General features: G+C 73.6%; 11 protein-coding genes and 1 riboswitch. Of the genes, 2 read left to right on the top strand and 9 right to left on the bottom strand.

Annotated features, from left to right (window positions below; all coding sequences use genetic code 11):
- Positions 1 to 15: 15 nt before the first annotated feature.
- Positions 16 to 221, bottom strand: a riboswitch (cobalamin riboswitch).
- A 164-nt stretch (positions 222 to 385) separates the two neighbouring features.
- Positions 386 to 763, bottom strand: a complete 378-nt coding sequence (locus FYX01_RS13090) for a DUF1330 domain-containing protein (RefSeq protein WP_150241003.1) — start codon at positions 761 to 763, stop codon at positions 386 to 388.
- 314 nt (positions 764 to 1,077) lie between these two features.
- Positions 1,078 to 1,467: an SdpI family protein gene (locus FYX01_RS13085; RefSeq protein ID WP_150241001.1), complete on the bottom strand. Its 390-nt coding sequence runs from the start codon at positions 1,465 to 1,467 to the stop codon at positions 1,078 to 1,080.
- A gap of 66 nt (positions 1,468 to 1,533) precedes the next feature.
- Here FYX01_RS13085 and FYX01_RS13080 point away from each other — a divergent pair, with 66 nt between their 5' ends.
- Positions 1,534 to 1,773 carry a hypothetical protein gene (locus FYX01_RS13080; RefSeq protein WP_394350462.1) on the top strand — a complete coding sequence of 80 codons (240 nt, stop codon included), beginning with the start codon at positions 1,534 to 1,536 and terminating at the stop codon, positions 1,771 to 1,773.
- 142 nt (positions 1,774 to 1,915) lie between these two features.
- Here FYX01_RS13080 and FYX01_RS13075 read toward each other — a convergent pair whose 3' ends face one another.
- The 6 genes from FYX01_RS13075 to FYX01_RS13050 form a co-directional block, all read right to left on the bottom strand.
- Positions 1,916 to 3,166 (bottom strand): TIGR02679 family protein, encoded by a 1,251-nt coding sequence (locus FYX01_RS13075; RefSeq protein ID WP_223830434.1) that lies wholly within the window; start codon positions 3,164 to 3,166, stop codon positions 1,916 to 1,918.
- Positions 3,157 to 7,296: a TIGR02680 family protein gene (locus FYX01_RS13070; protein WP_150240999.1), complete on the bottom strand. Its 4,140-nt coding sequence runs from the start codon at positions 7,294 to 7,296 to the stop codon at positions 3,157 to 3,159. The genes FYX01_RS13075 and FYX01_RS13070 overlap by 10 nt, the downstream gene beginning before the upstream one ends.
- The gene (locus FYX01_RS13065; RefSeq protein WP_223830433.1) at positions 7,293 to 8,483 is read right to left on the bottom strand and encodes a TIGR02678 family protein; all 1,191 of its coding nucleotides are present in this window, start codon (positions 8,481 to 8,483) and stop codon (positions 7,293 to 7,295) included. The genes FYX01_RS13070 and FYX01_RS13065 overlap by 4 nt, the downstream gene beginning before the upstream one ends.
- Before the next feature lie 2 nt (positions 8,484 to 8,485).
- Positions 8,486 to 10,108 carry a TIGR02677 family protein gene (locus FYX01_RS13060; protein ID WP_150240995.1) on the bottom strand — a complete coding sequence of 541 codons (1,623 nt, stop codon included), beginning with the start codon at positions 10,106 to 10,108 and terminating at the stop codon, positions 8,486 to 8,488.
- Between the two features lie 249 nt (positions 10,109 to 10,357).
- Positions 10,358 to 10,807 (bottom strand): DoxX family protein, encoded by a 450-nt coding sequence (locus FYX01_RS13055; RefSeq protein ID WP_150240993.1) that lies wholly within the window; start codon positions 10,805 to 10,807, stop codon positions 10,358 to 10,360.
- Positions 10,808 to 10,885: 78 nt separating this feature from the next.
- Entirely contained in the window at positions 10,886 to 11,845 is a 960-nt protein-coding gene (locus FYX01_RS13050) for a hypothetical protein (protein ID WP_150240991.1), read from the bottom strand.
- A gap of 660 nt (positions 11,846 to 12,505) precedes the next feature.
- Between FYX01_RS13050 and FYX01_RS13045 the strand changes: the two genes are divergently transcribed.
- The gene (locus FYX01_RS13045; RefSeq protein WP_150240989.1) at positions 12,506 to 13,045 is read left to right on the top strand and encodes a DUF421 domain-containing protein; all 540 of its coding nucleotides are present in this window, start codon (positions 12,506 to 12,508) and stop codon (positions 13,043 to 13,045) included.
- Positions 13,046 to 13,084: 39 nt separating this feature from the next.
- Here FYX01_RS13045 and FYX01_RS13040 read toward each other — a convergent pair whose 3' ends face one another.
- Entirely contained in the window at positions 13,085 to 13,507 is a 423-nt protein-coding gene (locus FYX01_RS13040) for a winged helix-turn-helix transcriptional regulator (RefSeq protein ID WP_150240986.1), read from the bottom strand.
- Between the last annotated feature and the right edge of the window lie 3 nt (positions 13,508 to 13,510).

The raw sequence follows: 13,510 nt of genomic DNA, 5'->3' as shown, positions 1-13,510 counted from the left end.
GGACGACCTGGCGGCCCGTCACCGCCAGCGCCAGCAGGTCTTCGGACTCGGGGTCGACCGGTGCGGAGCGCCTTCCCGGAGCGATGCTCCAGTGGCTGTCCCGGGAAGCGCGTTCCCGGGGCGTGCCCGCCCGTTACCCTCACCGCTGCGCGTCAGTCCCGGATTCCCACCGGGTTCCCTGCTCCACGAGGTGGAGTTCGACTGGCCCGACGAGGGTAGTACCCCGCCCCTTCCCCTCCTGACCCAGGGTCCCCACCATCCTGCGCGAAGGCATGGCAGGGGGCGGACCGCGGCGCCCCGCCGCGGTCGTCCACGGCAGGTTTCCACGGCCCGCCCCTGACGGCCGCGCACGGCTGTCGAACGCGTTCGGACCGGAAGGGCCCGTTCAGGAGTTGCGGCCGGATCCCCAGGGAACGGTCGGCTGGAGCACGGCCTCGGTCAGGGCCTGGGAACGCAGATGGGTGATCTCCTGGTACTCGGGATCGGCGACCATACGGCTGAACGTCTCCCGGTCGGGGTAGCGGACGAGCAGTACCGCGTCCCAGTCCTGCCCGTCCTCGGCGACCAGGGGCGTCGCGCCGTCACCGGCGTAGAGCAGCTCGGCGCCGTACTTCTTCAGGAAGCGAGCGGTCCGCCGCGAGTACTCCTCATACGAGGAGCGGCCGTCCGGAGCGAATCGCAACAGGTTGAGCATGACGAAGGGACCGCCCGGGTCCTCGTTCAGCATGTCTGCGAGAGCGGATCCCGCGGGGTCGACAGCCATCGGTGACTCCTTGTCATGGGTGACCGGTCCGAGACGACCGGCACCGGCCGTGTCGGGGGTGCCTGGAAGCCTGGGCACATGTTCCTACCAGTGTCGCAAACCGGCCGGTCGGTATCCACCTCGGGTGTGCCCCGCTCCGGATCCCGCGCTCCGGAGCCGTCGCCCTTGTGGGACCCAACCGCCGGAACCGGTCCGCCGGATGCCGTCCGGACGCGCAGTGCCGCTGCACACGGAGTGCCCCTGAAGAGGCTTCCGCCCCGGGGCCCGGTCACCGGTCCCTGACGGACGGCTCCGGTTCGAGAGGCGGGCGGGGACTACCGCGGCGACGGGCCGAACGCCTCGGCCGCCCTGTGGGCCTTCACCGTTCCGGTGACCAGACATGCCGTCGAGGCGGTGTACCCCGCGACCGCGACGATCCAGACGACGGGGAGGAGAGCCTCGACCGCCATGGACGCGAGGACGGACACGACCGCGACCACTCCGGCGACGTATCCGACGCGCACGGTGGCCGTGAGCCAGGGAACCGCTGCCAGGTGCCCCTCCCTCCAGGCGCGGTCCGACGCCAGGGTGGCTCGCGTCCTCAGCCCGATGAGGACGTTCCTCTCCAGGGCGCCTCCCGCGGCGGAGTTCCTGACGTGGTGCACCGCTCCCGCGGCGACGATGAGCCCGAAGGCCAGGACGAGGAGACCGACCGCTTCTTCCATCGATGTGCCTCCCCACCGCTGTCCCGGTTCCGGACTGGAGAGGGTACCGGAGGCGGCGCTGCGGCGGTGGTGCTGCGCAGCTTCACCGGCCAGGTTTCCCACACCCTTTCCCACGGGGCCGACATCCCCCTCAAGCCGGTCCGCGGCTGGAGGGTCGCCGACCGGGGCCTGGTGCCCCTCGACGAGGCGCAGATGTTCGACGCCCACTGCACCGACGCCGCGTCGGGCGAACCCGTCCCACCCGAGCGGGGTGTCGTGTACACGAACGCACCCGCGATCGACCTCGCGGTCTTCCACGGCACGTGAGGCTCCCGGTCCCGAGGGGGTCCCACGGGGCTTCACCGGCAGAACGCGGACCTCTCACGTCCGCGTCGCGGCGGCGGGGTCACCGGGCGCCTCGTCGGGAACCCGAGGGCCCACCGCCCTCGGTGACGGGGAGCACTCCCCCTCACACCGGTCCGAGGTCGGCCAGCAGGCCGTCCAGAACCGTCTCCTCCTCGACCCGTACGCCGTGCGCGGCCATCGCCTCCGCCAGGGACGGGTCCCAGTCGGTCGGGGCGGCGGCACCGGTCAGCGGCCGCGCCCGCTCCCCCAGGGATGAGCGGTAGTCGGCGGCGGTGAGCCGCCACGGCTCCCAGGGAACCTGCCGGGTCAGCGCGTTGGCGATACGGACTCCGCCCCAGTCGAAGTCGGTGTGCACCCGCAGCCGGGCTCCCCCGTCCACCGCCTGGCGCAGCAGGGTCAGGGCGGCCGCGCTCGGTCCCCCCTGGAGGCAGACCAGCGGTGCGCATCCCGCTCCCCAGCGGTCGGCGGCCCCGGCGGCCACGACCGGGTTCTCACACACCGAGACCGACCGGTCCGACCACAGGGTGTGCCGGGGATCGCGGACCAGCTGGCGCAGGGTCAGGACCGCGGGCTCCCCCGCCCCGGCCAGGGCGGCCAGGGCCCGGCCCGTGGCGCTCATCGCCGTCCCGGGGAGGTTGAGCACCAGCACGGTGGAAGACAGCTCGTCCCTGAACACCCCCACCGACGCCCACACGCGCCGCCGCCAGGCCGCCCCCTCACCCGCGGCCTCGCCGCCCAGCAGGCGGGCGGCCCCCAGGACCAGGGTGGCCACCGACCGGTCGTCGTCCAGGGCGTGGGCGTCGCCCAGGACCCGGGCGGCCAGGTGGGACAGGGCCACGCCGTCGGCGGGCAGCGCGTCCACGACCCGGGCGACGGCGTCCACCAGGGGGCCCGCCTGCTCGGGCCCGGCGACCATCCTGCGGACGCGCCCGTCCCGGCGTACCCCGGCGCACCAGGCCTCCAGGGCGGGCACGGGTGCGCACACCCGTTCCAGGGGAGCGAACACCCGGGCCCAGGCTCGTTCTTCGCGCTCGCGCTCCTCCTCGCGCGGTGCCACGGGCCCGGTGAGCAGTTCCACCGCGGCGGCCAGCCCGTCGGGGCAGGCGCCGCTGTCGCGCAGGAGGACGTCGAGCTGTTCCAGGCGCACGCTCACGGTGGTCCCGCGGCCCGGGCGGCGGCCCAACAGCGCGGAGAGGGCGGCGCGCTCCTCCTCCGTCGCGCCGCCGCGGGTGACGGTTCCGGTCAGCGGCCTGCCCTCGCGCAGGCGGCGGCGCGACCGCTCCAGGAGCCAGGCCGTGGCCGGGGTGTCCAGCAGGCGGCGCAGCCGGGGCATGTCGGGCCCGGTCACTTCCACAGGCCCTCCTGGGAGGCCTCCCCCTCGGCCCGGCCGCCGGGGAGCGCCTCCCACGGGTCCGCTGCTCCGGTCCCGTCCGGCTCGGGCGCCAGGAGGCGTTCCCGGCCGTTCCACTCCCAGCGGGTGACCAGCACCGCGGGAACCCCGTCCATCCGGGACAGCTGGGCGATGGCCAGGCCCGGCACCTGCGGGTAGCAGCCCCACTCGCGTTCGCTGGTCATCACCACGTCCAGGTCGAAGGCGTGCAGCAGCCCCAGGCACTTGGCGCGGGAGTCGTCGTCGACACCGGCGAAGGCCTCGTCCAGCATGATCAGGCGGGGACTGTGCGGGTTGGTGGCGGTGGCGTAGTAGGAGGAGGCCGCCGAGAACAGCGGGATCGACGCCGACAGCACGCGCTCGCCGCCCGAGGCCGGGCCGGTCGCGCTGTTCCACTGGCCGTGCTGGTGGCGCTGCACGGCGAACCGGTGCCAGGAACGGTAGTCCAGGGCCCGGCTGAGGCGGTCGAACCACGGGGCGCTGGGGTCGGCGTCGCGTTCCCGCTCGATGAGGCGTTGCAGGAAGTCGCCGACGGCCCCGCGGTCGTCCGCCGACCAGGCGTCGGCGGTCTGGCGCAGCAGCCGTCCGCGGGCGCCGACCACACCTTCGGGAGCGTCCCTGCGCAGCCGCCACAGCAGGCGCAGCCGCATACCGGTGCTGGTGGGGCGCCCCTCCAGTTCGGCGTTCATCCGCTCCACCTGGAGCTCTGCGGTGGTGATGAGGTGCTGCAGGGTTCCGGCGACCTCGGTGAGCAGGTGGTTCTCCAGTACCTCGCGCTCGCGGGCCGAGAGCAGCGCGCGGCGGGCGTCCACTTCCTCCCCCAGCGCGGCGGCGATCTCGGGCACGGACCGCTCACGCCCCTGGAAGGTGACACGGACCAGGACGACGCCCGCCTGAGGCCAGGACGCGGCGCCGTGCCCGTGCTGGGACAGGGCGTCCTGAAGGTTCTTGAACTGCACGGACAGGTTCTTCTGGAGCCGGTCCCAGGTCTGGTCGGAGTCCTCGGTCTCCTCCAGGGCGCGGTCGACGGCGCGTGCCAGTCGCACAGCCGGGTCGGGCGCCCACTCCCGGGCCGGGTCGGGCACCTCCAGGTCTGGCAGGGCGATGCCGAGCACCCCGGTGGCGGCGAAGGCCCGCAGGGCCTCGACCGCCTCGTTGCGGGCGTGCACGCCTTCGGCGATGTCGGTGTCGAGCCTTTCGACCTGTCCGGCGGCCCGGCCCCGGCGGTCCAGGGCTTCGGTGCGCTCTGCCTCCAGCAGGCGCGCCTGGTCATCGCACTCACGGAGCTCTCCGGCGACCTGGGCGAGCATGCGGTTGAGCTCGGCCACCGCCGTGCCCACGGTCCGGCCGAGGGTGTCGCGGCGCTCGGCCGCCTCCTCGGCCTCCAGCCGCAGGTCCTCGGCCCGCTCGCCCAGGTCGGCGGCCAGGTGCGCGGCGCGTTCGGACTCCTCCCGCTCGTTCTGGCGCGCGTGGGAGGTGTCGAGGCGGGTCCGGGCCGCGGGCCACAACTCCGCCAGGGCCACCCGGTAGGAGGACAGGGCTTCGCGCTGACCGGACAGCTCCGGACCGGTGTGCGGCGTGCCGAGCTCGGCAGCGGTGTCGACGAGCTCGTCCCGTGCCCCGTCGAGCCGGGCGCGGGCGCGGTCCAGTTCGCCGGCTCGCTCGTCCCTGCGCCGGGTGAGAGCGAGGGCGGCCCGGACGGTGTTGGCGACCCGTGCGTGGGCGGCGCGCAGGGCGGTGTCGTCGGGCAGGGCGTCGAGTTCGGTCCGCAGCGTACGGCGGCGTCCGGCCAGGCCCTCCAGTTCGTCGTCGGCGGAGGCCAGGCGCTGGGCGAGGGCGTCGAGTGCGCGGGTGATCTGGCCGAGGCGGTCGCGGCGGGCCTGCTCCCGGGCGCCCTCCCCCAGGTGGCGGGCCCCGTCCTTGGTCCAGCTGCCGCGCAGGGCCCCTGTCCGGAAGCGGCCCCGGACGGTGACCCAGGTGGGCACGTCCTCGCGCTCGTCGGTGCCGATGGCGGCCAGGAGCGCCCCCACCTGGGAAGGGGTGACCGCGCGGGCGTCGGGATCGTCGGGGTCGATGGCCGGCTGCAGGAGCTGTCCCAGATGGGGGCCCGGCACGGGGCCGTCCGCGACGGCCAGGGTGTCATCTCCCCCGGCGGCGGCGAGGGAGCCGTCGGGTCCCACCCAGGCGTCCAGGAGCCCGGAGGCCTCCAGGGCCGCTTCGAGGAGGGCGCGTTCGGTGCCGGTGAGGTCTTCGGCGAAGTCGACGAGCTTCCACAGGGGCGCGCCGGGGCGGCCCCGCCCGCGCGGGGCGGTGCGGGTGTGCGGAACCGGCGGGGGCGCGGGGCGTCCGGCCTGGAGCTGTGCGCGCTCCTCCTCCAGGTCCCCGCTCTGGCGGTGCAGGTCCCCGCGTTCCACGCCGAGTTCGGCCTCGCGTGCGGCCAGCGCGGTCTCGACCCGCTGGGCGTGCCTCTGGGCTCCCTGTCGTGCGGGGTCGGGGCCGTCCAGGGTGGGGGCCCAGTCCGTGACCTGGTCGAGCAGGCCCGGCAGGTCGTCGGTGCGCAGCTCGGCGCAGGAGCCGAGGTGGTCGCGTACGGAGGCGACGTGGTCGCGGGCGGCCGCGTCCAGGTCGTGTTCGGCCTCAGCACGGTTCCGGCCCAGGTCGGCGAGTTCGGTCTCGGCGTCCTCCAGGCGGGTGCGGGCCCGCAGGTGGTGGCCCTGGGCCTCGTCCACGGCGCGCAGCAGTGCGGCGGTGTGGTCCAGGGCCCGGATCCGGCGCCGGACCAGGTCCTCGGCGTCGCGGCGGGCGGGGCCGGCGTGTTCGGGAAGGGCGCGGTCGACCGCGTCGCGGTGCTGTTCGGCCAGGCCCGCTTCCCGAGCCGACCGGAGCGCCTGCTCCCGGGTCCGCTCCAGGTCCAGGCCCGCCCGTTCGGCGTCCCGGTCCGCCTGGTCGGACCGCTGCCGGGCACGGGCGGCGTCGCCGCGGGCGCGCGCGGCGTCCACGGAGGCCTGCTCGGACCGGCGGGCGCTCCGCACGGCCTCCTCGCGCGCCCGGTCCAGCTCGCGTGCGCTGTCCATCTCGGGGCTGCGGCGCAGGGACTGGTCCTGGCCGCGCAGCCGGGCCGTGCTGGAGGCCAGTTCCCCGGACCGGGCCTCGATCCGGTCCAGGTCGACCTGGGCCTGCTCGCGGGCGGCGAGCGCGGCGGTGCGTTCGGAGGTGAGCCTCTCGTACCGGGAGTGCTCCCGGCGGGGCGGGCGGGCGGCGCGCCGGGCGGCCACCCGCGCGTAGTGCCGGTAGTGGTCCAGGAAGGCGGAGGAGGCGCGCTCGGCGTCGGCCATCGCCCGCAGTTCGTCCTCGTCGTCCTCCAGTTCCCGGTAGGCCTCGGCGACGTCGGCGATGACGGCCTGGTCCACCGGGGGCAGGGCCTCGGTGAGCGCCCTGGACAGTGCGGCCTCGCTGGGGCGCTTGGACAGCTGCGGCTGGCGCAGCTGGACGAGCAGGTCCATCAGGGAGCCGTAGCGCTCCTCCCCCAGTCCGAAGAGAGCCTCGTCGACGGCCCTGCGGTAGTCGCCCGCCTGGTCGTAGACCATGCCGTGGCCCTCGACGGCCTCGACGAGCCGGTCCCGCGACAGGGCGGTGCGCGTGGCGTCGAGCAGGCCGAGCCCGCCGGGCCCGGTGCCACCGACGCGCTGGGTGGTGGAGAAGTACCAGCGGCGGGCGATGCCGCGCCCGGAGACCGCTTTGAGACCGCAGCCCAGGGTGCGGTACTCGGCGGTGCCGTCGGCGGCACGGCGGCCGAACTCGACCCAGGCATAGCCGAGCCGCTCGTCGTGGGGGTGCTCCCCGCCCAGCAGCAGGTTCCACTCCATGCGCTTCTTGGGGTCGCCGTCGGGTTCGACCCGGTGGGCCGACAGCTCTCCGTCCAGCAGGAACGGCAGGGTCAGGGCGAGGACCTTGGACTTGCCGGTCCCGTTGTTGCCGCGCAGCAGCAGCCGCCCGTCGCGGAAGTGGAACTGCTCGTCCTCGTAGTAGAACAGGTCGACGACGCCCAGGCGCAGGGGCTGCCAGCGCTCCCGTGCGGGTTCGGGCAGGGTCACGGGCTCTCTCCCTCGGGTGTGCTGAGGCGGGGTGGGGCGACGACGTAGCGGGCCAGGGCGGGGCGGGGCGCGACGGCGGGGCGGCCCCCGGCCAGGACGGTCCCGACCAGGCCCAGCGCGCGCAGGCGCTGCACGGCGGTGGCCACCAGCGCGGGCTCGTTGCCGGGGGCGCGGGCCGACTTGGACCAGTGGGAGGAGTGCTCGTCGGCCAGTTCGCGCACCCGGGCGTGGAGCTCCTCCAGGGTGAGCGGACGCCCGGCGGCGGCCAGGTGCTCGGCCAGCAGCAGGGTGGCGTGGCCGGGGGTGCCCTGTTCGGGCATGCGCAGGTCGGTGAGGTCGTCGTCGGGGTCGACCATGGCGATGCCCTCGGCGCGGACTTCGGCGACCAGGCCGGTGAGCTCGTTGATCCTGCGGGCGATGGCGCCGCGCTGGCTGAGGAGGTAGGCGTGCTCCTCCTCGGTGAGGGTGTCGAAGTACAGGACGGGGTCGTCGAGCAGGCGCCGGGTGAGCCGGTGGCGGACGGCGGTGTTGCGCAGGTCGTCGCTGTCCAGCTGGTGGGCGACCCCGTCCTCGGTCAGTGCGTGGAGCCGGTCGCGGTGCTCGGTGCGGTCGATGGTGGAGGCGCCGCGCGCACCGGCCAGCATGCCGCTCAGTACGCGCCGGTCCACGTCGTAGAGGGCGTCGCCCCGGTCACCGACGAAGGCCCCCTCGTCCCCGGCCACACGGGAGAGCACGCCCAGGTCGACCAGGTGCCGCACCACGGCCACCAGGTCCATGCGCTGGTCGCGGGTGGCCAGGGTGAAGGCCAGGTCGGCGAACTCGGGGGCGGAGGCCTCCAGGACGATCTGCTCGGCCAGGCGGCCCAGGGCGGTCTGGGCCTCGGCCCGTTCCAGGACGGCCAGGGACAGGCAGAGCAGGACGTAGCGGCGCCGGTCGAAGGCGAGGCGGCCCCGTCCCGCCTCCCGGGCGGGGTGGGTGGGGTCCTCGAAGTCCCCGGGGACCTTGCGCAGCCGGGCCGTCTCGGCGTCCACGTGCAGCCGCCATCCGGTGTTGCGGTCGAACCACCGGCGCAGTTCGAGGGCGTGTTCCCGCACCAGCCGGAACTCCCGGGGGTGGGCGGAGGCGCGCAGGAGCGGCCGACGGAGCAGGGCGCGCGCCGCGCGGTGCAGGTTCTCGGGCGTACCCACCCTCAGGCACTCCCCTCGGTCAGGTCGACGATGCGTACCAGGTGGTCGGGGCCGTGGAAGGTGCCGTCGGAGGTGCGCACGGCGGCGGTACGGCCGTCGGACAGGGCGCTCAGGTGGATCTCCATGGTGCCGTCGTTGCTGGTGGCGCTGGCGCGGGTGGTCTCGGGGCCCCAGCGGGACAGGGCGTCGCCCAGCAGCTGGAGGAACAGTCCGAAGGCGACCGGGTCGAGTTCATCCAGGTCCGACAGGCGCACCCGGCCCCCGGTGGCCAGCCGGGCGCGCGCGTCGGCGATCTCCCGGGCCTGCTTGTGGGCGAGCTCGGCCAGATAGCGGCGTTCGGAGCTGCGGTCGATGACCTTGCGGGAGCGGCCGCGCCGTTCGTAGCTGCCGGTGCGGCGCAGGCGCGGGCTGATGGTGATCGGCTCGGCCTCGGCCCAGGGTGTGGTGGGGGCGACGGGTTCGCGTTCGCGCCGGTCCGCCGTGGCCGGGTCGACGGTCAAGTGGCGTGAGGAGTGCAGGGCGAAGGCCGTACGCCACAGCTGGTGGCGGGCGTCGTCGTCGGGGGCCTCTGCGAACCAGCGGGCCAGGGTCCGAAAGTCCGCGGAGCGGTCGGAGCGCCCGGTGCGGCGCTCGTTGATGACGGAGACCACCCGCAGGAGCTGGGGGACGGCGCCCCGGGCGCTGACACGCAGGCGCTGGGCCTGGGCCGGGGAGCCGGGCGCGGACAGGAACCAGGAGCGCAGGCCCTCCCAGCGGCGCCGCCAGCGCTCCAGTGCCTCCTCGAAGGCCTCACCGCCGGCGGCCGCGCCGCCGTGGTCGCCGGTTCCGGGGGCGGCGTCGGCCGCCTCGCGTGCGGCGGCCGTGCGCAGCAGGTCCCCGGCCGGCCCGGGCCCGGGTCCGTCGAGTTCGGTGAGCAGGGCGGCGATCTCGCCGCCCCGGGTGATGAGGTCGCCGATGAACCGCTCCAGATAGGAGATGAGGCGGTCCTTGTAGGCCAGGAAAGCCTCGACGTCGGCGTCGTGCAGGTCGATGGTGCGCTGCAGGGACCCCATGAAGGCGCGTGCGTTGTCGGCCAGTTCGGTGAAGCGCTCCACGAGGCCGAGCAGCGTCAGGTGGACGACGGCCTCGTCGGGCCCCTCCTGTCCCGCGAGCTCCAGCAGGGCGCGCAGCTGGGTGGCGATGTCGGCCAGGGCGACGGTCTGCAGGGACCCCGTCCGCCCCAGGGCATCGTCGTAGGCGGCCAGGGCCCTCTCGGCGGCCTCCCCCTCGCGGGTGAGCTGGTAGATGTGGCGGCGCCGGTAGAAGTCCTCCACGGCCGTGACCCGCTCGGTGTCGGGGTCCTGGCGCAGGTTGCCCCAGGCGTAGAGCCTTTCGAGTGCCTGAGCGACCGGTTCGGCGGAGGAGGGGCGCACCGCCTCGGGCAGCCCGGTGTGGACCTCCTCGGGGCGCAGGTGCACCCGGAACTGCTCCTTGGCCCGGACGAAGACCCCCATCACCGCACGGTAGAGGTCGTTGTTGGGCGCGGTGAGGTGGGCGAAGACCGTGTAGGGGGTGTCGTGGCCCTCCGGGGCGTGGGAGGGGCCGGACGCTCCGGGGACGGGCCCGGCTTCTGCGGCGGAACTCATCCCCTCCAGTATCGGTTCTTTGGGGACCTGCCGGTGCGCGTTCGGGGATTTTTCACCCGGCGGCGGTGTCCCGTCCCTGCGAGCGGACCCGCCTCATCCGCGGTCTCGTGCGGGCCGCCCCCGGCTGCCGTCGCCGCGCCTCGCCACCGACGGCTGTTCCGTCCGGTTCGGCGACGCCCGCACGCGCGATGGCCGCAGGAGGCCGGGTCCCTCCCACGGACGCGGGAGAGACCCGGCGACGGGCGCGGCTCACGCAGTGCTGTGCTCGGGGGAGGTCCCGGAGCCGTGGGCGCCGCCGCCGCGCAGACGGCCGAGAAGGGTGTCCAGGGCCCAGGTGCCCGGGCCCAGCGCGGCGATGAGCAGGAAGGCCCAGCAGTACAGGGCCGCGAGTTCGCCGCCGTTGTCGGGCGGCAGCAGTCCCCGGGGCTGGTGGACCACGAAGTAGGCGTAGGCCATCGAGCCCGAGGCGAGCACGGCGCTGCCCCGGGTGGCCAGCCCCGCCAGGACCAGGGTGCCGCAGACCAGTTGGATGAGTGCGGCCCACCAGGAGGGCCAGACGCCGAGCTCGACGGCGAGTCCGGTACCGCGGTTGCCGCCGAGCACACCGAACAGGGAAGCGGCACCGTGCAGGAGGAAGAGGAAACCGGTGACCATGCGGAAGAGGGACAGCACCGGTCCGCGGAGTCGGTCGGAAGTCATGGGATCACCTCGCGGGATCGGCGGACGGGGCGGGACCGGGGCGGATCTCGAATCCGCCCCGGTGGTGGACGGGGTGGGTCACCGCTCGGTGATCCAGCCGACCATGATCCCCATCACGCCGTCGTGCGAGTGCCCGGTGAGTTCGTACCGGCTCGTGATCCTCAGGTAGTCGCCCCGGCGGATCGTGGCGATCGGGTCACCGCCGCAGGGCGGCATGTCCGAGATCTCGGTGTGACCGTGGTGGTCGACGAACTCGGGGCTACCGCCCTCCTCGGCATCGATGTGGCACAGCGTCGACCTCCTGCTGAGGTTCTCCAGCCACAGGGCGGTGCCGCCGTGGTGGAGGTGGCCGCGCACGTGCACCAGGTCACCGGAGACCGTCGACCGCCACAGCCGCGACTCCTCGCTGACGCCCTCGGGCGCCTCGTACTCGCTACCCGAGCAGCCGCCCACGTCCAGCCAGAGCGGGGTGACCGGTGTGATGTCGGAGCCGGCCACGGGCTCGTGGGTGAAGGTGAACTCGACGTAGACCGTCTTCTCCTCGTGGCCGTGGTTCATCAGGTCGTAGTTCAGCATCCACCGGTCACCGGAATCGATCCCGGCCCCGTATCCGGACGGAAGGACGCTTTCCACACGCTCGTTTCCGGTGGCGAACACCCGCTGTGGGCCGCTGCACACGGTGTCGCGCTCCCGGGAATTGAACAGCACCGCGTGGTGCAGCATGGGCCCGGTGTCGATGTTGGCGTTCGACCCGTCCGCATAGACCAGATCGGGTTCGAACCCGGTGATGTGGCAGTCCTCGCACGGCTTTTCCACGTTCAGGAGGAAGCCGCCCTCATGGCCGTGGTCCTCCGAGGTCGCCGCGGGAATGGTGAAGGGGCCGTACCGCACGGTCGCGGCCCCGGCGGCGGACCGGGCCTCGGCCTGCTCGGCGGCGACGGGCGCGGCGTTGGCGGGCTCGGGGCCTTGGGGGGTCAGTGCGACCCCCGCCGCAAGTGCCGCTGCGGCTGAGAAGAGTGCGAGTCCTCGCAGGTACATGGTGGTCTCCTTGACATGTCGAATACGGGTCGGCGCGGATCGGGGGCCGTACCGGCGACGGGCGGCCCGTTCCGCGATCGCAGAGGCGCCGGAGGGAACGGCGGCCCGGCTCCGGTCACACGCGGGATCAGCTCTCCGGTGTCCCGCGGCACGGACGGATTTCCAGGCAAGGGGAAAGGGCCCGCTTGCGCTGCCGAATGTTCTTTCGCGTGGAAGAACCCGGGCAGGCGGTACCGCGGTGGACGCGAATGAAAAGCGGGTGAGCGGTCGACGTCTGTGTCGGCCTTTCGCGGAGTTCCGTTCCACGGCCGGTGGGCCGCGTGGAATACGCCCAGTCCACTACTGTGTACTCAGTGTGTCCTATTGACGAGAGTGGGTCCTGGAATCGTTTGTGTCAACGGGGTGCGAGAGGTCCGAATGGGCCCGGGTCCCACGGACCGTATTTCAGCTGGTACTTCATGAACCCATTCGAAGGGACACTGGTGGTGTCACCGATTCCGGCCGACGGGCGTGTGGCCGCGCGATCTGATAATCGACGAACAATCCGCTGAACGTGATCCGAGCCGTTCAAGGGCCGGGGCGCCGTGAACGGTGTCGGGGCCCCGGCGGCGCGGACGGTGCGAGTGGTTCCCCTGGCCCGGGCCGGGTAGTGGGCCCGACATGCTGGAAAGTCTCTTCGGGGTCCCGTTCGACAGGCTGCTGCTGATCCTCGTCTCCACGGTCGGCATCTTCGCCACCGTCATCACCTACACGCGCATCGCGGGGCTGCGCAGCTTCTCCAAGATGTCGAGCTTCGACTTCGCCATGACCGTCGCCGTCGGATCACTCGTGGCGACGGTCGCGGTGGCGCAGGTGTCGCTGCTCGAAGGCATGACGGCCCTGGCCGTGCTCTACCTGCTGCAGGTCGCCATCGCCCTGCTGCGCCGCTTCTCCCCGTTCAAGCAGGCGGTCGACAACACGCCCCTGCTGCTCATGTCCGAAGGCACGATGCTCAGGGACAACATGAGGAGCTCCCGGATCACCGAGGACGACGTCAAGTCGAAACTGCGCAGCGCCAACGTCAGGAACCTGGACTCGGTGCGCGCGGTCGTGCTGGAGACGACCGGTGACATCAGCGTGCTGCACGGACCGGGCGAGCTGGACCTCTCGCTGTTCGAGGACGTACGAGACGCGCGGAGGATCGATGGAGGCGACGCATAGCCGTGCCGAGGCCCCCGGAACGTGAACCCGGTTCCCCCGTTACCGGATGCCGTGGTCGGGATGGGTCCGGTCGTACCGGTGCCGCGCCTCGGCGATGGCGGAGCGGTGGGTGAGGGACCAGTCGGCGAGTGCCCTGACCAGGTGGGTCAGGCTGGCCCCGGTCTCGGTCAGGCGGTAGTCGACCTGGGCCGGGACGGTCGGGTACACGGTGCGCAGGACGAGTCCGTCGCGTTCCAGCCTGCGCACGGTGAGGGTGAGCATGCGCTGGGAGATGCCGTCGATCGCGCGTTGCAACTCCCGGAAGCGGCGCGGCCCGCCGGCGAGTTCGACGACCACGAGCACCGACCACTTGTCCCCGATGCGGTCCAAGACGTCGCGGATCGCGCAGTCCGGGTGCTCCTCACGCCCGCAGGGATCGAGGTCGGCGGGTGCGGCGGTTACCCCGGTGTGCGTGGGTGACATCAA

The organism is Nocardiopsis quinghaiensis, assembly GCF_008638365.1.
Lineage (GTDB): Bacteria > Actinomycetota > Actinomycetes > Streptosporangiales > Streptosporangiaceae > Nocardiopsis > Nocardiopsis quinghaiensis.
This window is presented reverse-complemented; position numbering and strand designations above follow the sequence as displayed.